This is a genomic window from Streptomyces sp. NPDC046716 (genome assembly GCF_040645755.1).
Lineage (GTDB): Bacteria > Actinomycetota > Actinomycetes > Streptomycetales > Streptomycetaceae > Streptomyces.
Genome location: NZ_JBEYYU010000043.1, coordinates 19583 through 39831 on the forward strand (window position 1 = coordinate 19583; position 20249 = coordinate 39831).

At 73.1% G+C, this 20249-nt stretch carries 17 protein-coding genes; 5 read left to right on the forward strand and 12 right to left on the reverse strand.

Going from position 1 to position 20249, the window contains the following annotated elements; all coding sequences use genetic code 11:
• Positions 1 to 137 precede the first annotated feature (137 nt).
• The 4 genes from ABZ930_RS28080 to ABZ930_RS28095 all read right to left on the reverse strand — a co-directional run bounded on the left by ABZ930_RS28080 (position 138) and on the right by ABZ930_RS28095 (position 3131).
• Complete coding sequence (locus ABZ930_RS28080) at positions 138 to 545, reverse strand: cold shock domain-containing protein (RefSeq protein WP_361553400.1); 408 nt, start codon at positions 543 to 545, stop codon at positions 138 to 140.
• Positions 546 to 621: 76 nt separating this feature from the next.
• Positions 622 to 1278 (reverse strand): DUF4232 domain-containing protein, encoded by a 657-nt coding sequence (locus ABZ930_RS28085; protein WP_361553403.1) that lies wholly within the window; start codon positions 1276 to 1278, stop codon positions 622 to 624.
• A 9-nt stretch (positions 1279 to 1287) separates the two neighbouring features.
• On the reverse strand, positions 1288 to 1971 hold the full coding sequence (locus ABZ930_RS28090) for a response regulator transcription factor (protein ID WP_361553554.1): 684 nt from the start codon (positions 1969 to 1971) through the stop codon (positions 1288 to 1290).
• Positions 1972 to 1994: 23 nt separating this feature from the next.
• Entirely contained in the window at positions 1995 to 3131 is a 1137-nt protein-coding gene (locus ABZ930_RS28095) for a sensor histidine kinase (RefSeq protein WP_361553406.1), read from the reverse strand.
• A 250-nt stretch (positions 3132 to 3381) separates the two neighbouring features.
• Between ABZ930_RS28095 and ABZ930_RS28100 the strand changes: the two genes are divergently transcribed.
• The 5 genes from ABZ930_RS28100 (at position 3382) to ABZ930_RS28120 (ending at position 11109) form a co-directional block, all read left to right on the forward strand.
• Positions 3382 to 4392 carry a carboxymuconolactone decarboxylase family protein gene (locus tag ABZ930_RS28100; RefSeq protein ID WP_361553408.1) on the forward strand — a complete coding sequence of 337 codons (1011 nt, stop codon included), beginning with the start codon at positions 3382 to 3384 and terminating at the stop codon, positions 4390 to 4392.
• Positions 4389 to 5252, forward strand: coding sequence for a methyltransferase domain-containing protein (locus ABZ930_RS28105; RefSeq protein WP_361553411.1), 864 nt, complete (start codon positions 4389 to 4391; stop codon positions 5250 to 5252). Before ABZ930_RS28100 ends, ABZ930_RS28105 begins: the two co-directional genes overlap by 4 nt.
• 93 nt (positions 5253 to 5345) lie before the next feature.
• Positions 5346 to 6002, forward strand: a complete 657-nt coding sequence (locus ABZ930_RS28110; protein ID WP_361553414.1) for a hypothetical protein — start codon at positions 5346 to 5348, stop codon at positions 6000 to 6002.
• Between the two features lie 155 nt (positions 6003 to 6157).
• The gene (locus ABZ930_RS28115) at positions 6158 to 10195 is read left to right on the forward strand and encodes a bifunctional nitrate reductase/sulfite reductase flavoprotein subunit alpha (protein WP_361553417.1); all 4038 of its coding nucleotides are present in this window, start codon (positions 6158 to 6160) and stop codon (positions 10193 to 10195) included.
• Between the two features lie 92 nt (positions 10196 to 10287).
• Positions 10288 to 11109 (forward strand): SAM-dependent methyltransferase, encoded by an 822-nt coding sequence (locus tag ABZ930_RS28120; protein ID WP_361553420.1) that lies wholly within the window; start codon positions 10288 to 10290, stop codon positions 11107 to 11109.
• Between the two features lie 12 nt (positions 11110 to 11121).
• Here the strand turns inward: ABZ930_RS28120 and ABZ930_RS28125 are convergent, their stop codons facing one another.
• The 8 genes from ABZ930_RS28125 to ABZ930_RS28160 form a co-directional block, all read right to left on the reverse strand.
• Positions 11122 to 11838, reverse strand: coding sequence for an ABC transporter ATP-binding protein (locus ABZ930_RS28125; protein ID WP_361553423.1), 717 nt, complete (start codon positions 11836 to 11838; stop codon positions 11122 to 11124).
• A complete protein-coding gene (locus ABZ930_RS28130; RefSeq protein ID WP_361553426.1) occupies positions 11835 to 12620 on the reverse strand; it encodes an ABC transporter ATP-binding protein in 786 nt (261 codons plus the stop codon). Before ABZ930_RS28130 ends, ABZ930_RS28125 begins: the two co-directional genes overlap by 4 nt.
• A complete protein-coding gene (locus ABZ930_RS28135; protein WP_361553429.1) occupies positions 12617 to 14287 on the reverse strand; it encodes a branched-chain amino acid ABC transporter permease in 1671 nt (556 codons plus the stop codon). Before ABZ930_RS28135 ends, ABZ930_RS28130 begins: the two co-directional genes overlap by 4 nt.
• On the reverse strand, positions 14284 to 15246 hold the full coding sequence (locus ABZ930_RS28140; RefSeq protein ID WP_361553432.1) for a branched-chain amino acid ABC transporter permease: 963 nt from the start codon (positions 15244 to 15246) through the stop codon (positions 14284 to 14286). The genes ABZ930_RS28135 and ABZ930_RS28140 overlap by 4 nt, the downstream gene beginning before the upstream one ends.
• Positions 15243 to 16490 (reverse strand): branched-chain amino acid ABC transporter substrate-binding protein, encoded by a 1248-nt coding sequence (locus ABZ930_RS28145; RefSeq protein WP_361553435.1) that lies wholly within the window; start codon positions 16488 to 16490, stop codon positions 15243 to 15245. Before ABZ930_RS28145 ends, ABZ930_RS28140 begins: the two co-directional genes overlap by 4 nt.
• Before the next feature lie 147 nt (positions 16491 to 16637).
• Positions 16638 to 18263 (reverse strand): ABC transporter ATP-binding protein, encoded by a 1626-nt coding sequence (locus tag ABZ930_RS28150; RefSeq protein ID WP_361553438.1) that lies wholly within the window; start codon positions 18261 to 18263, stop codon positions 16638 to 16640.
• On the reverse strand, positions 18260 to 19249 hold the full coding sequence (locus ABZ930_RS28155; RefSeq protein WP_361553440.1) for an ABC transporter permease: 990 nt from the start codon (positions 19247 to 19249) through the stop codon (positions 18260 to 18262). Before ABZ930_RS28155 ends, ABZ930_RS28150 begins: the two co-directional genes overlap by 4 nt.
• Complete coding sequence (locus ABZ930_RS28160; RefSeq protein WP_361553443.1) at positions 19246 to 20247, reverse strand: ABC transporter permease; 1002 nt, start codon at positions 20245 to 20247, stop codon at positions 19246 to 19248. Before ABZ930_RS28160 ends, ABZ930_RS28155 begins: the two co-directional genes overlap by 4 nt.
• Between the last annotated feature and the right edge of the window lie 2 nt (positions 20248 to 20249).

Consider the following 20249-nt stretch of genomic DNA (forward strand, 5'->3'; position numbering starts at 1 on the left):
TCTGTGAAGATTGAATAACCGGGCCCGACATCAGGGGCGAAGAAGGCCGAGAACGGACAGGGCCCGGGCCGAGTCGGTGGACTCGGCCCGGGCCCGGGCGTCTCAGGTTCTCCGTTCGGAGCGGCGGCTCGGCCGGCTCAGCTGTCGACCCAGCCGTGCTTGCGTCCGCTCTGCACCAGCTCCCGGCGGATCGTGAGGATCTGCTCACCCGTCAGGGAGGGGGCGGCACGCAGCAGCAGCTCGGTGACCTCGTTGGTGAACTCGTCGACGCGCAGCACGTCGCAGAGCACGTCGTCGCCGTCGGCCGCGACGTGCCGGCCGCCCGCCACCGGCGCGGACGCGCCCTCGGCGAGCTGGACCGAGGACGCCTTCGGGCCGCGGTCGCCCTCCTCGATGTCGAACTCGACCTTCAGCCCCGTGCGCAGGTACGACTCGGGGATGAGGAGGTCGTTCACATGCAGGAAGACGTCCTCGCCGCCGTCGTCCGGCGCGATGAACCCGTAACCGCGCGCCCCGTCGAAGCGCACCACACGACCAGCGACCACGTCGACCCCCAACCACCACGGCGGACCAGGCGTCCGCGTCCTCAGCATCCTTCGTCCGGATCCTAGCGGGCGGCTCTCAGCCCTTGCGCCAGGCCGTCGTGCCGAGTCGTCCGGTGCTGCCGAGGTCGAGCGGCGGGTCGGGGACGACGGTCTGGGCGGCGCCGACGCCGGGTTCGACCCTCACGCGGTCGACGGTCACGGGCGGCTCGGTGGTGTCGGTGTACGTGTTGCGCCAGGCGAGGACGGAGATCGCGTTCTCGCCGCGGCGCAGGGTGACGCGGTGCGGAGCGGGATCCTCCACGCCTGTGGTGATCTGCCCGGTGCCCTTGAGGACGCGGACGTCCTCCACGGGGGTGCCGTCGGACTCGGCCAGCCGCAGCCGCGGATACCCGGAGAGCTCGACCGTGCCCGTACCGCAGTTGGTGAGGGTGAGCCGGAGGACGCGCAGCCCCATGGCGGCCTCGCCGTCCCCCACGGTGACGCGCACGCCGGAGCCGGGGCAGGGGCCGGTCGGCGCGGCGTTCGTGGGCGGCGCGGTCTCGATCTCGCCGTACTGCGGCCGCGGGCTGCCGTCCAGCGGGTCGGCGTGGACCCGGCCGAGGTCCGGCCCGCCGCTCGACGGCGCGGCGGGCGCGCCGCCGCCGGACGTCTGTGTGCCGCATCCCGCCACCAGCAGTGCGGCGGCGGTGATCCCCGCGGCGCGCGTGAGCGCCGCCCTCCCCCTGATCGTCATGGGCGGATCCTACGCAGCCCCTCCCCCGGCGCCCCGGGCACGCGCGGTCACCAGGCCCGACTCATAGGCGAACACGACGAGTTGGGCCCGGTCGCGGGCGGCCAGCTTGGTCATGGCGCGGCTGATGTGGGTCTTGGCGGTGAACGGGCTGATCACCATGTGCGCGGCGATCTCCTCGTTGGTGAGGCCCCGGGCCGCGAGCGCCGTGACCTCGCGCTCGCGCGGCGTGAGGTGTTCGAGGCCGGGGGCCGTCGCCCGGTCCGGGGGCCGTGCGACGAACTCGCCGATCAGGCGCCGGGTGACGGACGGCGACAGCAGGGCGTCGCCGCGGGCCACGACCGCGATCCCGGCCAGCAGGTCTTCGGGCTCGCTGTCCTTGAGCAGAAAGCCGGACGCGCCCGCGCGCAGCGCCTCGAAGACGTACTCGTCGAAGGCGTAGTTGGTGAGCATGACGACGCGCACGGCGGCCAGGCCGGGGTCGGCGGCGATCCGCCGTGTCGCCCCGATCCCGCTCTCTCCCGGCATCTGGACGTCCATGAGCACGACGTCCGGCACGGCCTCCCGTACGAGGGCGACCCCGGCCGCGGCGTCCCCGGCCTCCCCGACGACCTCGATCCCGTCCTCGGCGTCGAGCAGCGCCCGGAATCCGGCCCGCATCAGCGCCTGGTCGTCGACGAGCACGACCCGCACCACGGGTCGGTGCGGCGCGGTGCCGGTCACGGGGCGGCCCCCAGCGGTACGCGGTCCGTGCCGGGGCCGACGGCCTCCGCGGGCTCCATCGGCAGCACCGCGCGAATCTCGAAGCCGCCCCCGGCGCGCGGCCCCGCCGTCAGCGTGCCGCCGCTCGCCGTGACCCGCTCCCGCATGCCGGTCAGGCCGGTGCCCTCGGCGGCCGGGCGGGCCGGATCCGCGGTGCCCTCGTCCGTCACCCGGACGGTGACCTCGCTCTCCCCGTACGCCAGCCGCACCTCGGTGCGGGCCGCGCCGCCCGCGTGCCGTGCGACGTTCGTCAGGGCCTCCTGCACGATGCGGTAGACCGTGCGGTCGAGCTGCGGCGGCAGGGCGCGCTCGCGGCCCGCGACGGTGAGCGTGACGGGGATCCCGGCCGAGCGGGCCCGCTCCACGAGCAGCGCGGGGGTGCCGGTGGGCTCGTCGGTGCGCAGTACGTCGAGCGTCGCCCGCAGTTCGCGCATCGCCTCGCCGCTGGCCTCCTGGATGGCGAGCAGCGCGGCCGGGATCTCCTCGCCGCGCTTGCGGGCCAGATGCACCGCGACCCCGGCCTGGAGCTTGACGATGGAGATGCTGTGGGTGAGGGAGTCGTGCAACTCCCGCGCGATGCGCAGCCGTTCCTCCCCCGCGCGGCGCAGCGCCGCCTCCTCGCGGGTCCGCTCGGCCTCCAGGGCGCGCTGTTCGGTCTGGTGGAGGTACGCCTGCCAGTTCTTGTCGGCGAGGCCCGTGACGACCGCGCACAGGAACCAGCCGGCGAGCAGCATCGCCCGGCCGGTGGCCCCGTCCCCCGCGAGGGCGTCCCGTGTGACGTACACGGCGAGGAACCCTCCGGCGGCGGCCGCGCCGAGCCCCCGGTGTCCCGCGCGGGACGCGGTGTGCACGGACGCGATCACCGGCAGCGCGGCCAGCGGACCGGGGTGCGCGGCCACGACGTGGGCCGTGGTCAGGGCGGCCGACACGAGCAGTACGGCGCGCGGTGCGTGCCGGTAAGCCGCCAGGGTCGCGGCGGCCGCCGCCATCAGCGCGTACCCCGCCGGTGTCGCGCCGTCGCCGAGCGCCGCCCCGCCGATCACCACCGTGCCGATGACGACGGCCAGTGCCGCGTCGGCCGCGTACGTCCGCATCCGGTCCCCCTCGTCGGGCCCTGCTCGTCCGGCTCACGTTCCCGTCCCTGTCCCCGTGCTCGCTTCGAGGCTAGAGGCCGCCACCGGCATCGGCGTCCACCGCGAGGACGGGAGCGGCGGTCCGCCTACTCCCCCGGGAGTAGGCGGAGTTGGGCTCCGCCGTACGACGCCGGGGGCCGGGACGCGGAGCGAGTCTGGGACACGTTCGACAACCGCCGAACCCCACCGCCCAGAGTGCCGAGGAGTCCGCATGTCCGGCCCCTTCCGCTTCACCGAACCGCCCTCCCCCGGGTCCGCCACCGGCACCACGGCCGCGGTCTACGCGCAGGCCGCCACCGACTTCGGCATCCCGGAGCCCGCCCCCCTGGTCGTGCTCGCGTCGGCGCCCGAACTCCTCGCGCCCACCTGGTCGCTGCTGCGCGAGTCGCTGATCGCGGGCAGTGGTTCGCGCGCCGACCGGGAGCTGGTCGCGGCCGGCGTGTCCCAGGCGAACCGGTGCCCGTTCTGCGTCGACGCGCACGCCCTCCTGCTGCACGCGCACGGCGACGCGGCGCTCGGCGAGGCGGTGGCCCACGGGACGGATCCGCGCGACGAGCGGGCGGCGCGGATCCTGCGATGGGGGCGGGACACCCGCGTCCCCGGCGCGCCCGGCCTCGCGTCGCCTCCGTTCCCGCGCGCCGACCTGGCCGCACAGCTCGGCACCGCGCTCGCCTTCCACTTCATCAACCGGATCGTGTCCGCCCTGCTGACCGAGAACCTGCTGCCCGCGGGCGCCCGGCGCCGGCGGTCGGTCCGCGCCCACGCGGGCCGCGGTGTGTCGGAGGTCGTGCGGGCCGCTCACGCCCCGGGCGCCTCGCTGCCGCTGCTCGACGCGCTGGAGCCCGGCCCCGGCTGGGCGGTCGGCAGCCCGGTCGGGCCCGCCTACGCGGCGCTGCGCACGGCCGCCACGCAGGGCGCCGGACTGCTCGACGACGCCGACCTCGGTCTCGTGCAGCAGACCGTCGCGCGCTGGGACGGCACGCACCCGCCCGCCGTGTGGCCCGAACTGCCGGACCGTGCCGAGCGGCCCGGCGCGCGGCTCGCGCTGCTCGCCGCGCTCGCGCCGTACCGGATCACGGAAGCGGACGTCACGGCGTGGCGGGTGCCGCCGTACACCGATCACTGCCTGGTGCATCTGGTCGCGTACGCGGCGTTCGCCGCCGTCGACCGGATCGAGTCCGCCCTGCCCGCCGCCCTCCTCGACCGCCTGGAGACCCGATGACCGTCACCGCCTTCGCCAATCACCGGCAGGCCCATGCCTGGAACGGTCCGCTCGGCCGGCACTGGGCCGCCCATCACCGGCGGTTCGACGCGCTGCTCGGCGAGGCCGACGAGGCCCTGTTCGCCGCCGCCGCGATCCGCCCCGGCGACCGGGTCCTCGACATCGGGTGCGGCGCGGGCGCGACGACCCGTGCCGCGGCCCGGCTCGCGGCGCCGGGACACGCGGTGGGCGTGGACATCTCCGCCCCGCTCGTGGACCGGGCGCGGGCCCGCACCGCAGAGGACGGGGTGCCGGGCGCGACGTACGAACTGGGGGACGCGCAGACGCACCCGTTCCCGCCGGGCGGCTTCGACGTGGCGGTCAGTCGCGGCGGGGTGATGTTCTTCGAGGACCCGGTGGCGGCGTTCGCGAACGTGGCGCGGGCGCTGCGCGAGCGCGGCAGGCTGGTCTTCGTCTGCCCGCGCCGGCCGGGCCCCGGCTCCGAGGAGGGCACGGCGCTCGGCCTGTTCGCCCGGCGTCTCGCCGAGGGCACCGAGGGGGCCCCGGAGCCGGACCCCGACGCGCACGCCGCGCACACGGCGATGACGTCGCTGTCCGAGCCCTACCGGATCCACGCGGCGCTGCACCGCCACTTCACCCGCATCGCGGTCGACCCGGTGGACGTCCACACCCACTGGGGCGACTCGCCCGCCGACGCGGTCGACTTCCTGCTGTCGCGCGCGCCCCGGCGCGACGTGCCCGCCGCGACCCGCGCCGTGCTGGAGGACACGCTCCGTCCGTACGCGACGCCGCGCGGGGTACGGACGCGCGCGGGGGTGTGGCTGGTGACGGCCGCACGCCGCGACGATGCCCGAGCGTGATGCTCAGGTGACAGAAGTAGCGGTACCGGTCGCACAGCAACCCGTGTGAGACTGGCTTCCCCCACCCCACCCCTGACGTAAGGGACGTACACCGTGCGTTCTCTCCCGCTCCCGGTCACCCTGGCGGCCCGGCTGCTGCCCGTCGGCATCCTCGCCTGCGTCGGCTGGGCCTGGTCCACCGGGCCGATGTCCGAGACCGCCGCCAAGGACACGTCCGACGCGGCGCCGCAGTCCTCGGCCACCCCGTCGAGCCCCAGCTCCAGCGTGGCGGCGAAGACGTACGCGAAGCCGCCCGCGCCCTGCGGCACCGTCTCGGCCACGACGATCTCCTCGCTGGTGCCGAGCGCGAAGAAGGCGGGCAAGGAGCTGTCGGCGACGGACGAGTCGGTGCGCCGCGGCTGCTCCTGGAGCGCGCTGAAGGGGTACGACTACCGCTGGCTCGACGTGTCCTTCGAGGTGAAGGGCTCCGACGCGCTGGCGAAGCAGGCGTACCAGGACAACAGCGGCTCGAAGGACAGCCCGCTCACCGGCCTCGGGGACGAGGCGCGGGTCACGAGCTCGCTCACCACGAAGGACAAGCAGGACACCCGCGAGTCGGTGGTGACGGTCCGCAGGGGCAACGTCCTGGTGACCGTCACCTACAACGGCAGCGACTTCGAGTCCAAGGGCGCGCCGGCGAACGACACCATGATCAAGGGTGCCCGGAAGGCGGCCGGCGACGCGGTGGCCGGCCTCGGCTCCGCCGGCTGACGCCCGCCTCTCACGCCGCCCTCCACCCGTCTGTGCGGCCCACGTAACCCCTGTCGGCGGGCACAGGAGACAGCCGCGTAACGGACCCTTCGTACGGTCGGAACCGGACGGCCGAGCAGATCGGCGCGGAACGATTCTGAAGGGGCGGGGTGCCTGTGGCCGCGCCGGACTCGCGGGAGAGCAGTGCGGAGCAGGTGCGGACGGTGTGCTCGTACTGCGGTGTGGGCTGCGGTCTCGTCCTCGACATCACCGTGGGCGCGGACGGCCGCCGTACGGTCCTGAGGGCGTCCGGCGACAAGGAGCACCCGGCCAACCGCGGGCGGCTGTGCACGAAGGGCGCGACCACCGCCGATCTGCTCGCGGCCCCCGGCCGGCTCACGACCGCGCTGGTGCGCCCCGCGCGCGACGCGGCGCCGGAGCCCGCCGCCGTGGACACGGCGGTGCGGGAGACGGCGCGGCGGCTGCGCGGCATCGTCGACACGCACGGCCCCGACGCGCTCGCCCTCTACGTGTCGGGGCAGATGAGCCTCGAGGCGCAGTACTTGGCGAACAAGCTCGCCAAGGGGTTCGTGCGCACCAACCAGATCGAGTCCAACTCCCGGCTGTGCATGGCCAGTGCGGGCACGGGCTACAAGCTGTCGCTCGGCGCGGACGGGCCGCCCGGCTCGTACCAGGACCTCGACCGGGCGGACGTCTTCCTCGTCATCGGCTCCAACATGGCCGACTGCCATCCGGTCCTGTTCCTGCGGATGATGGAGCGGGTGAAGGCGGGCGCGAAGCTGATCGTCGTCGACCCGCGGCGCACGGCGACCGCCGCGAAGGCCGATCTCTTCCTCCAGATCCGGCCGGGCACGGATCTCGCGCTGCTCAACGGCCTGCTGCACCTGCTGCACGAGAACGGCGACACGGACCCGGAGTTCATCGCCCGGCACACCGAGGGCTGGGAGGAGCTGGTGCCGTTCCTCGCCGACTACGCCCCCGCCGCCGTCGCCGCGGCGACCGGGATCGCCGAGGACGATCTGCGCACCGCCGCCCGGCTGATCGGTGAGGCGGGCGAGTGGACGAGCTGCTGGACGATGGGCCTCAACCAGTCCACGCACGGCACCTGGAACACCAACGCGCTGATCAACCTCCATCTGGCGACGGGCGCGATCTGCCGTCCGGGCAGCGGACCGTTCTCCCTGACCGGGCAGCCCAACGCGATGGGCGGCCGCGAGATGGGCTACATGGGGCCGGGGCTGCCGGGCCAGCGGTCCGTACTCGTCGACACGGAGCGGGAGTTCGTCGAGGACCTGTGGGAGCTCGACCGCGGCACGCTGCGTGCCGACGGCGTCGGCCGGGGCACCGTGGAGATGTTCCGGAAGATGGCCGACGGCGACATCAAGGCGTGCTGGATCATCTGCACCAACCCGGTGGCGTCCGTCGCCAACCGCCGCACCGTCATCGAGGGCCTGGAGGCCGCCGAGTTCGTCGTCGCCCAGGACGTGTTCGCCGAGACGGAGACGAACGCGTACGCGGACGTGGTGCTCCCCGCCGCGCTGTGGACGGAGACCGAGGGCGTCCTCATCAACAGCGAGCGGAATCTGACGCTCGCCCCGGCCGCCGTCGACCCGCCCGGCGAGGCGCGGGCGGACTGGGAGCTGATCGCCGCGGTCGCCCGGGAGATGGGGTACGCGGACGGGTTCTCGTACACGAGCGCCGAGGAGATCTTCGAGGAGATCAAGCGGGCCTGGAATCCGGCGACGGGCTGGGACCTGCGCGGGGTGAGCTACGAGCGGCTGCGCGCGACGCCCGTGCAGTGGCCCGCCGCGCACGCGGAGGGCCCCGACCGCAATCCGATCCGCTACGTCGACGAGGACGGCGTGCCGACGTTCCCGACGGCGAGCGGACGCGCCGTCTTCCATGCCCGGCCGCACATACCGGCGGCCGAGATGCCGGACGACGACTACCCGTTCACGCTGAACACCGGGCGGGTGCAGCACCAGTGGCACACGCTCACCAAGACGGCGAAGGTCCCCAAGCTGAACAAGCTCGATCCCGGGCCGTTCGTCGAACTGCACCCGCTCGACGCGGAGTCGCTGGACGTGCGCGACGGCGACTCGGTCGAGGTCGCGTCCCGGCGCGGCCGGGCGGTACTGCCCGCGGTCGTCACCGACCGGGTCCAGCGGGGCTGCTGCTTCGCGCCGTTCCACTGGAACGACCTGTTCGGCGAGTACCTGAGCGTCAACGCCGTCACGAACGACGCCGTCGACCCGCTCTCCTTCCAGCCCGAGCTCAAGGTGTGCGCGGTGTCGCTCACCAAGGTGGCGGCGGCCGTTCCGGCCGAGGCGCCGAAGCCCGAAGCAGGCGCTGCCGTCAGCCCGTTCGGGCTGGAGACCGCGCCGCCTCCCGTGCTCTCCGCGCAGGAGCGGCAGTATCTGGTCGGCTTCCTCGCGGGCATCCCGTCCGGGACGCCGGGGGTGCCGGTGCTGCCGTCGTCGGCGCCGTTCAGCGCCGAGCACGCGCTGTGGGTGAACGGGGTGCTCGCTGGGATGTACTCGCGGGCGCCCGAGCCGGCCGCGCCGGTCTCCCGGCAGCAGGTCGTCGTCCTGTGGGCTTCGCAGACCGGGAACGCCGAGGAGTTCGCGGGCGTCACCGTGCGCCGGCTCACCGACGCCGGGCACGCCGTCTCCCTCGTCGGCATGGACCAGGCCGACCTCGGCGCGCTGCCGGCCGGCGCCGATCTGCTCCTGATCACCAGCACCTTCGGCGACGGCGACGCTCCGGACAACGGCGCCGGGCTCTGGGAGACGCTGGCCGCGCCCGACGTCCCGCGCCTCGAGGGCCGCCGCTACGCCGTGCTCGCCCTCGGCGACTCCTCCTACGACGACTTCTGCGGGCACGGCCGCCGCCTCGACCGACGCCTCGGCGAACTGGGCGCCTCACCCCTCGCACCGCGCACGGACTGCGAGCCCGACTACGAGGACTCGGCCCACGCCTGGCTGGACCACGTCGTCGCGGCGCTCTCCGCCGCACCGGAACCCGGCACGGCGGCGACCGCCGCTCCGAGGCCTCCCGCGCGCCGCCCGAACCGCCCCGCCCCCGTCACCGCGCGCCTCACCGGCAACCGCCTGCTGAGCGGCCCCGGTTCGGGCAAGGAGGTGCGCCGGTTCACCTTCGACACCCGGGACAGCGAGACGCCGTTCGCGTACGAGGCCGGGGACGCGCTCGGCGTCCGGCCGCTCAACTCCCCCGATCTCGTGGCGCAGTGGCTGACGGTCACCGCGCTCACCGGCCACACCGAGGTCACCCTGAAGGACGTCGGACCCGTCCCCCTCGACGAGGCGCTGCTGCGCCATCTCGACATCACCCGCATCACCCCGGACCTGCTGCGCTTCGTCACCGAACGGGCCCGCGATCCAAGGGAGTTGAAGAAGCTGCTGCGTCCGGACAACAAGGACGGTCTGGCCCAGTGGTGCTGGGGCCGGCAGGCCGTCGACGTCGTCGCCGAGCAGGCGGTGAAGGCCGACGCCCAGGAATGGGCCGACGTCCTGGGGCGCCTCCAGCCGCGCCTGTACTCCATCTCGTCGAGCCCGCTCGCCGATCCGGAGCTCGTCTCGCTGACGGTCTCCGTCGTGCGCTACGAGAACGTCGACGGGCAGCCGCGGCAGGGGGTGTGCTCGCCGTTCCTCGCCGACGCCACGCCGGGCACCGCGGTCCCGGTGCACGTCAAGGCGGCCCCGGCCTTCCGCCCGCCCGCCGACTCCGCGACCCCGATGGTGATGGTCGGCCCCGGCACCGGCGTGGCCCCCTTCATGGGCTTCCTCGACCAGCGCCGGCTCCTCGGCCACCGCGGGCCCAACTGGCTCTTCTTCGGCGAGCAGCACCGCGCCTCCGACTTCTACTACGAGCGGGAACTGGCCGCGCATCTCGCCGACGGCACCCTCACCCGCCTGGACACGGCGTTCTCCCGCGACCAGCGCGCCAAGGTGTACGTGCAGGACCGGATGCGCGAGCACGGACCGCAGTTGTGGTCGTGGCTCCAGGACGGCGCCCGGTTCTACGTCTGCGGCGACGCCTCGCGCATGGCCAAGGACGTCGACCGGGCACTGCGCGACATCGCGGTCGCGCACGGCGGGCTCGACGAGGCGGGGGCGGCGGCGTACGTGAAACAGCTCGCGGCCGACAAGCGGTACGTGCGCGACGTGTACTGAGGCCGTCAACGCGGCATCCGGCACGGCCCGTTGGCCATGTTCACGTTTAAAGTGGGCGCCAGAGGATCATCGGCGACGAGAGGGGTGTCCCTGTGACGGGCAGCGACGCGCACCAGGACAGCATCAGCGAGCGGATCGACACCAGCCGGCCGCACACGGCCCGCATCTGGAACTACTGGCTGGGCGGCAAGGACAACTACCCCGTCGACGAGGAGGCGGGCAAGCAGATCCGCGCGCTCCACCCGGGCATCTCCGACTACGCCCAGGCCGACCGCGCCTTCCTGGGGCGTGCGGTCCGGTACCTCACCGCGGAGGTGGGCATACGCCAGTTCCTCGACATCGGCACCGGCCTGCCGACCGCGGACAACACCCATGAGGTCGCCCAGCGGATCGCGCCCGAGTCCCGGATCGTCTACGTGGACAACGACCCGCTGGTGCTGCGCCACGCGCAGGCGCTGCTCACCAGCTCCCCCGAGGGCAGCACCGACTACATCGACGCCGACCTGCGCAACGTCGACGAGATCCTCGGCATCGCCGCCAAGACCCTGGACTTCACGCAGCCGGTGGCGCTGATCCTGCTCGGCGTGGTCATCTTCGTCGGCGACGACGAGGACCCGTACGGGCTGCTGCGCCGCCTGATCGACGCGCTGCCCGCGGGCAGCCACCTGGTGCTGTCGCACACCATCACCCGGCCGGACATGCCGGACGTCGACGAGGCCGTCGCGTTCTGGAACGCGAACGGCACGCCGAAGCTGAACCAGCGCACCCCAGAACAGGTCACCCGCTTCTTCGACGGCCTCGAACTGCTGGAGCCGGGCGTCCTGTCCTGCTCTCGCTGGCGGCCGGAGGAGACGGCAGGGGACACCGAGCCCGCCGAAGTGGCGATGTTCGGCGGGGTCGGGCGCAAGAACTAGCGGCTGTGCGGGTCAGTCCTCGCCGAGGTACGCCTTGCGGACACCGTCGTCGGCGAGGAGGTCGCGGCCGCTGCCGGAGAGGCTGATGCGGCCCGTCTCCATGACGTAGGCGTGGTCGGCGAGGGCGAGGGCCGCGCGGGCGTTCTGCTCGACGAGGAGGATCGTGGTGCCGCCCGCCTTGAGCTCGGCGACGGTCGCCATGATCTTCTTCATCATGATCGGGGACAGGCCCATGGAGGGCTCGTCCAGCATGAGCAGTTTGGGCCGGCACATCAGCGCCCGCGCCATGGCGAGCATCTGCTGTTCGCCGCCGGAGAGGGTGCCGGCGGCCTGGGCGCGGCGCTCACGGAGTCGCGGGAACAGGGTGTAGCAGCGCTCGGTGTCGTCGGCGATGCCGTCGGCGTCCTTGCGCAGGAACGCCCCGAGCAGCAGGTTCTCCTCGACGGTCAGCCGCGGGAAGATGTGCCGGCCCTCGGGCGAGTGGGCGAGGCCCAGGGCGACGATCCGGTGCGCGGGGACGCCTGCGAGGTCGCGGCCGGCGAACCGGACGCGGCCGGCGGCCGGCGCGAGGAGACCGCTGAGGGTGTGCAGGGTGGTGGTCTTGCCCGCGCCGTTGGTCCCGATGAGGGTGACGACCTGGCCCTCCTCGACGCGGAAGGAGATGCCCTTGACGGCCTCCACCTTCCCGTACGCGACCCGGAGGTCGTCCACTTCCAGCAGGGCGCTCATACGGGCGTCTCCTCGTCGTCGGGTGCGCCGATGTAGGCCTCGACGACCCGCTCGTCGGCCTGCACCACCGCGGGGGCGCCCTCGACGAGTTTGGCGCCCTGCACCAGGACGGCGACCCGGTCGCAGAGGTTCATGATGAAGCGCATGTCGTGCTCGATGACGAGGACGGCGACGCCGCGCTCCCGCACGGCGTGCACCAACTCCTCGGTCTCACGCGTCTCCTGGGGGTTCATTCCGGCCGTCGGCTCGTCGAGCAGGAGCAGCCGGGGGTCGCTGGCGAGGGCGCGGGCGATCTCCAGGCGGCGCTGGGCGCCGTAGGAGAGGTTGCGGGCGAGGTGTCGCTCGCGGTCGGCGAGGCCGACGAAGTCGAGCAGTTCCCCGGCCCGCTCCCGGGACTCGCGCTCCTCACGGCGGTAGCGGGGGCCGCGGCCGAGCGCGGCGAGCAGACCGGCGCGGGTGCGGGTGTGCCGGCCGACGATCACGTTCTCCAGGGCCGTCATGTTGGCGAACAGGCGGATGTTCTGGAAGGTGCGCGCCACTCCGGCCCGGGTCACCTTCGCGGGCCGCGGCGGCAGCGTCGCGCCCTCGAACAGGACGGCGCCCTCCGTGGGCACGTACAGGCCGGTGAGGCAGTTGAAGAAGGTGGTCTTGCCGGCGCCGTTGGGCCCGATCAGACCGACGATCTCGCCCTCGGCGACGGTGAGGTCCACACCGTCGACGGCCGTCAGGCCGCCGAACCGCATGGTGACACCGCGCGCCTCCAGCAAGGGGGTTGGGCTCATGCCGGGGTCTTCGCAATCTGAGTGGTGGCGGCTTCGTGGAATTCCAGCTGGTGCTTGCGGTCGGGCACGAGCCCCTCGGGCCTGAAGCGCATCATCAGGATCAGGGCGAGACCGAACAGCATCATCTGGTACTGGCTGAAGAACTCGAACTTGGCGGGCAGGAGATAGAGGAGGGCGGCGCCGACCAGCGGCCCCGAGACGGTGCCCATGCCGCCGAGGACGACCGCCGCGAGCAGGAACGCCGAGTTGGGCGGCGCGGTGTCGGCGAACTTGTAGTTCTCGGGGACGGCGTTGGTCTGCAGATGCGCCATGACCGTGCCGGCGAGCCCGGCGAGGGAGGCGCCGAGACCGAAGGCGAGCAGCTTGAAGCGGAATCCCTCGATGCCCATGGCCGTGGCCGCGGTCTCGTCCTCGCGCAGCGCGATCCAGGCCCGCCCGATGCGGGAGTCGCCCGCACGCGCGTACACGAAGACGATGACGGCGATGACGGCGAGCAGCAGCAGGTAGTAGTTGGCGAAGCGGCCGAAGGTGACGCCGAGCAGGACGTGCGGCTGTCCGAAGTCGAAGCCGAGGATCTCCAGGTTCGGTACGGAGTTGATGCCGTTGGGCCCGTTGGTGAGGGAGGGGCCCGAGCTGCCGTCGAGGTTGTTGACGGTGATCCGGAAGATCTCGCCGAAGCCGAGGGTGACGATGGCGAGGTAGTCGCCGTGCAGCCGCAGCGTCGGCGCGCCGATGATCAGCCCCGCGACGAGCGAGACGGCCATGCCGAGCAGGGCGGTGGCCCAGAACGGCCAGGGGCCGACGTGCAGCGTGGAGAAGGTGGAGCCGGAGACGAGCGCGGCCGTGTAGGCGCCGGTGCCGAGGAACGCGACGTAGCCGAGGTCGAGGAGCCCGACCAGGCCGACGACGATGTTCAGGCCGAGCGCGACGGCCGCGAACACCAGGATGTTGTCGGCGATGGCCGTGTACTGGTCGCCCTCCTGGGTGAAGGGGAAGACCAGCGCGGCGGCGAGCGCGGCCACGGAGACGGCGACGCGGTTGCGGGCGTTGATCCGGCTGAGCCGCGCCAGGAGCCCGCTCGCGACCAGGGCGCGGGCGCCGAACCCGGCGGCGGGCAGGAACGCCAGGAACTCCTCGGCGGAGCCGGTGGTGATCCCGAAGGCGAGGACGTACATGGCGGCGAGGAACACGACGGTGATGAGCCCGATCTCGGCGACGCGCGGCAGCCGTGCGTCGGGCGCCGGATCGTCGACGGTGTCGTCGCCCAGTGTGTACGCGCCCCCTGCGAGCAGCGCCGTGGCGGCGAGGGCGAGCCAGCCGCCGGGGTCGACGTTGACCACGCCGCCGAGGGTGATCGCGATGGCGCCGACGGTGATCCAGGTCGAGGCGAACGCGGCGAGGGCGGCGGCGCGCAGGGCCCGGACCGCGCCGCGCGGGGCGAGGTGGGGCACGCCGAGGGCGGCGGCCGTGAAGTACGCGGCGAGCAGCCCGGTGACGAGGGTGACGAGCTGGCTGCCGCCGGGGTAGCCGGTGACGGTGAGGTTGCCGGGGAAGCGCGCGGTCCAGGTCCAGGCGAGGAACGGCGAGACGAGGGTGAGGGCCGCTCCGGCGAGGGTGAGCGCCCGGGCGGCGCGGGCGGGAAGTCGGGGCAATTTCACGGTGATCACGCCCTGTCCGTGGCGAGGCGTTCACCGAGCAGGCCCTGAGGTCTGATCAGCAGCACCAGGATGAGGATGACGAACGCCCAGACGTCCTTCCAGGCGGAGCCGCCGAAGGTGTGCAGGGCGGGGAGGTGCGGCAGCAGCCCGGAGGCGAGGGACTCGGCGACACCGAGCACGACGCCGCCGAGCATGGCGCCCTGGATGTGCCCGATGCCGCCGAGCACGGCCGCGGTGAAGCCCTTCAGCCCGGCGATGAAGCCCATGTTGTACGAGATGGTGCCGAGCCGGAGTCCCTGGGTGAGGCAGGCGACGGCGGCGAGGACGGCGCCGATGGCGAAGGCGATGACGATGACCCGGTCGGTGTCGATGCCCATGAGGCGGGCGGTCCTGGGGTCCTGGGCGGTGGCCTGCATGGCGCGGCCGGTGCGGGTGCGTCCGACGAACCAGGTCAGGCCGACCATCGCCGCGGCGGCGAGGACGAGGGTGAGGAGCGCCGCGGAGGAGACGCTCACGCCGCCCAGGTGCAGCGGGGAGCCGGGGAGCTGGGGGAAGGGGACGGGGGCGGTGACGCCGACGGAGGCGCCGGGCAGCGTGAAGAAGTTGAAGACGACCTGCTGGAGGAAGAGGGAGAGGCCGATGGCCGTGATGAGCGGGGCCAGGCGGGGCGCCCCGCGCAGCGGCCGGTAGGCGAACCGCTCGGCGGCGACCGCCGCCGTCACGGAGACCAGGACGGCGGCGATCAGCAGCACGGGGAGTGCCACCCAGAGGTTGACCTGGTGCAGGCCCGGCACCCACGCGTAGACGAAGAGGGCGCCGAACCCGCCGAGCATGAAGATCTCACCGTGGGCGAAGTTGATGATCTGGAGGATGCCGTAGACCATCGTGTAGCCGACCGCGATGAGGCCGTACATGGCGCCGAGGACGAGTCCGTCGGCGAGGAGCTGGAACAGGTCGGTGGTGCTCACTTGACGGTGACCACCTTGACGCCGTTCTCCCACTTTCCGTTCTTGACGCAGTTGATGCTGATGACCTGGTTGGTGCTGTCGCCGAACTCGTTGAAGCCGATGGTGCCGGTGGCGCCGTCGAAGGAGACCTTCGCCATGGCCTCGACGACCTTCGGGCGCAGCTGGGTCACGTCGCCGACCTTGCCGTCGTTCGCCTTGACGGCCTCGCCGACGGCCTTGATCAGTGCGGTGGTCGCGTCGTAGGTGTAGATGCCGAAGACGCCGTAGGTCTGCTGGTATCCGGCGGCCTGGTAGGCGGAGACGAACGAGGTCGCCGTGGTCATCTTGTCGATGGGCGCGCCGTCGGAGTGGGTGCAGGTGCCGTCGGCGGCCTTGGCGCCGGCCAGGGAGATCAGCTGGTCGTCCTTGACGGCGTCGCCGCCGCCCATCGGCCCGTCGAAGCCGGCCGCGACGAGCTGCTTCTTCAGGGCGGCGGCCTGCGGGTACTCGCCGCCGTAGAACACGCCCCGCGCGCCGGAGGACTTGACGGTGTTGACGACGGCGGAGTAGTCGGACTCGTCCGGGTTGATGGACTGGTGGAGGACGACCTTGCCGCCGAGCTTCTTGTACGCGGTGGTGAAGTCGTCGACGATCTGGGCGCCGTAGGTCTTCTTGTCGTCGACCGCGGCGATCTTCTTGATCTTCAGGTCCTTGTAGAGGTACGCGGCGGTGACGGGCACGGCGACGTCGTCGGTGGAGATGGTCCGGAAGTAGTTGTCGTACTGGCGCTTCGGGTTGTCGGTGTAGTCGGCGCCCTTGGTGAGGGTGGCGGCGGTGTTGGCGCCGGAGATCTGCACCATCCGCGCGTCGTGCAGGGTGGACTGCATGGCGGCGGATACCGAGGAGTTGTAGGCGCCGACCACGCCGATGACGCTCTTGTCGGAGACGAACGCGGCCGCGTTCTGCTGGCCGATGTTCGGGGTGCCCTGGTCGTCCTTGGCCCGGAGCCTGAAGGTGACGCCGGGGACCAGCTTCTCCTTGTTCGCCTGCTTGACGGCCAGTTCGGCGGAGTTGCGCATGCCGAGACCGACGGCGGCCAGGTCCTTGGAGAGCGGCGAGTCGTAGCCGATGGTGACGGTGGTGGTGCCGCCGTCCGAGCCGCTCTCACCGCCCTCGTCGCGCGCACCACAGGCGGCGAGGGAGCAGGCGAGCAAGGGTGCGGTCAGCGCGAAAAGGCTGGTGCGGGACGTGCTGGAGCGAAGCATGAGGTCCTCCCCGGGTTCAGTGGCTGAAACCTAGGTCGGACCGTCACGCCTCCCTCTTGTCCGTTCGGCAGAGGTCTGCCCGCCGGTACTGTCCGGACGGACAACTCCCTTTACCCGGCGGTCACATGACGGGCGCGCGGGGCCGGCTCAGAGCGCCGCCAGCTCCGCGCGGGCGTTCCGCCGGGCGACGGCCCGGTCGGGGTCGAGCGCGGGGACGGCCGCGAGCAGCGTCTTGGTGTACGTCTCCCGGGGGTGGGCGTACACCTGCTCCACCGGTCCTTCCTCGACGATCCGGCCCTGCCGCATCACGGCGACCCGGTCGCTGACCTGCCGTACGACGGCGAGGTCGTGCGCGATGAAGACGAGGGACAGACCCAGCTCCCGCTGCAACTCGGCCAGCAGGGAGGTGACTTGGGCCTGGGTCGTCACGTCGAGGGCGGACACGGCCTCGTCGCAGACGATGAGGTCGGGCTCGGCGGCGAGGGCCCGGGCGATGCCGACGCGCTGGCGCTGGCCGCCGCTGAACTCGTGCGGATAGCGGTCGTAGTGGCCGGGTTCGAGACCGACCCTGCGCAGCAGCCCGGCCACCCGGGCCCGGATGGCGCCCTCGTCGCGCTGTCCGCCCGCCCGGAGCGGGTCGGCGACCGACTCCCCGATCGAGCGGCGCGGGTTGAGGGAGGAGACGGGGTCCTGGAACACCATCTGGACCTTGGCCCGGCGGGTGAGGTCGCCGGAGGTGGGGTCGAGCAGTCCGACCAGGATCCGGCCGAGGGTGGTCTTGCCGCTGCCGCTCTCCCCGACGATGCCGAGGGTCTCGCCGCGGTGGACGGTGAGCGAGACGTCGTCGACGGCGGTGTGCGCGGCCGCGCCCCGGCCGAAGACGTGCCGGAGGCCGGTCGCCTCGACGAGGGCCTGTCTCTCAGAGCCCTCCGTCCGCCCGGAGGGCGGCTCCCCCGCTTCCGCGGGCGGTGTCGGCCGCTCGTCGCGCGGGGCGTCGCCGTCCGGGATCCGGGGCACGGCCGACAGCAGGGCCCGGGTGTACGGCTCGCGGGGGGCTCCGAGCACCTCGCGCACCGGGCCCCGTTCGACGGCCCGGCCGTGCTGCATGACGAGCACGTCGTCGACCGATTCGGCGGCGACGCCCACGTCGTGCGTGACCAGGATCAGGCCCATGCCGGTCTCCTGGCGCAACTGGTGCAGCAGGTCGAGGATCTGGGCCTGCACGGTGACGTCCAGGGCGGTCGTCGGCTCGTCGGCGATGAGCAGCTGGGGTGCGCAGGCCAGGGCCATAGCGATCAGGGCCCGCTGCCGCATGCCGCCGGAGAACTCGTGCGGCCTGGACCGGGCGCGCCGCGCCGCGTCGGGGATGCGGACCCGGTCCAGGACCTCGACCGCGCGGGCCCGCGCCGCACGCCGGGAGACCCGGTGGTGGACCCGGTACACCTGCGCGATCTGGTCGCCGACCGCGTAGTACGGGTCCAGCGAGGACAGCGGGTCCTGGAAGACCATCGCCGCCTTGGCGCCCCGCAGGGCCCGCAGTTGTGCGTCGTCGGCGGCGTTCACGTCGACGCCGGCGACCTCGACGCGGCCGGTGACCCGGGCGCCGGTCCCCCGGTGCAGGCCCAGCAGGGCGTACGCCGAGGCGCTCTTGCCGGAGCCCGACTCGCCGACGATGCCGAGCGCGCCGCCGGGTTCGAGGTCGAACGACAGGTTCTCCACGGCCCGTACGTCGCCGAAGGAGAGGGAGAGATCGCTGACTGAGACGAGGCTCATGCGAGCACCACCCGTCGGTCGGCCAGCGCCTGGAGGACATCGGCGACGGCGTTGGCGAGGACGACGAAGAACCCGGTGACGAGCACCAGGCCGACGACGACCGGAAGGTCCACGTTCTTGACGGCGTCGACGAGTTCGCGGCAGATCCCCGGGATCCCGAAGAGGGACTCGGTGAGGACGGCGCCGCCGAACATGGCGCCGACGTCGAGGGCGCCGAGCGCGATCACCGGGGCGAGCGCGCCGCGCAGCGCGTGCCGGCGCACCAGGACCCGTTCGCTGACCCCGTAGGCGCGGAAGGTGCGCACATGGTCCTCGGCGAGGGTCTCCAGCATCGCGGCGCGGGTCATGCGGGCGTACGGGGCGGCGGAGACCAGGGCCAGCGAGATCCAGGGCAGCAGCAGGTTCCAGGCCCACTGTTCGGGATCGTCGGTGAGCGGCACGTAGTCCGGGAACGGCAGGATCTGCAGCGCGGTGACCAGGACGATGATGAGCAGCAGGCCGATGACGAAGACCGGTGTGGCCATGCCGGCCAGGGTGATCCAGGTGAGGATCCGCTCGGTCGGACGGCCGCGCCGCCACACCGAGAGGATGCCGGTGCCGACGCCGAGCAGCACCCACAGCACGGCGCCGCCGAGGACGAGCGAGGCGGTGGCCGGGAGCTTGGCGAGGATCAGCCGGGTGACCTGCTGGTCGCTCTGGTAGGAGAGGCCGAGGCAGGGCGCCGGGCAGTGCTGCACACCGGTGCCGGTGGAGTAGTCGCGGCCCGCGAACAGCGCCTCGACGAAGTGCGCGTACTGGAGGTAGAGCGGATCGCCGAGGTGCAACTGGGCGCTGACCTGGGCGACTTGGGCGGGTGAGCAGCGCGGCCCGCAGGCGATCTGGGCGACGTTGCCCGGGGCGACGTAGAAGGCCGCGTAGACGACGACGCTCAGCGCGAAGAGCACGAGGACCGCGCCGACGGCCCGCCGGAGCAGGAACCCGGTCATGCGTCCGCCTCCTTCTTGCGGCCGGTGCCGATCCGCAGCCGGGACGCCGCGCGCGGGTCGAGGGCGGTGCGGACGCCCTCGCCGAGGACGGTCAGCGCGAGCACGGTGACGAAGAGCAGCACGGCGGGGATCAGCAGATAGGTGGGCGCCGCCTGGTACCAGGTGTCGGCGTCGCTGAGCATCTGTCCCCAGGACGGTGTGGGCGGTTTGATGCCGACGCCGAGGAACGACAGGGCGGCCTCGACGACGATGTTCGACGGGAAGAGCAGCACGGCGTACGTGATGACGGGCGCGCCGAGCGCGGGCAGCAGTTCGCGGCGGGCGACCTGCCAGGAGCTCCAGCCGCTGAGCCGGGCGGCGGCGACGTGGTCGCGCGACTTCAGGGACAGCGTCTGGGCCCGCACGATCTTGGAGATCCCGGACCAGCCGATGAGCCCGACGACCACGGCGATCAGCACGGGGCGCGGGAATCCGGCGGGGACGACGGCGAGCGCGCCGAGCGCGATGACCATGATGGGCAGCGCGACGACGACGTCGGTGATGCGGCTGAGTGCCTGGTCGACGTACCGGTTGCCGAGACCGGCCGCGAGGCCGATGGCGGTGCCGATGCCGACCTGGAGCAGGGTCGCGGCGAGCGCGACACCGAGCGAGACCCGGGCTCCGTACACGACGCGGGCGAACAGGTCGCGTCCGGTGAGGGGTTCGACGCCGAGCCAGTGCTCGCCGCTGATCCCGCCGAACGAGCCGATCGGCACGCCACCGCTCCCGGAGTCGACGAGGGCGGGGTGGTACGTGGTCGGGTTCTGCCCTTCGAGGGCGCTGAGCAGCGGCGCGGCGAGGGCCGCGACGACGAGGAGGGCGACGACCGCGGCGGCGATCAGGGCGGAGCGGCGGGCGCGCAGCCGTCGCCAGAAGGGGCGGCCCCCGGGGGCGGGGGCGACGTCGGCCGCCCCCGCCCCGTCGGCCTTCTCCGCTTGTGCGAGAAGTGCTTCGGACATGA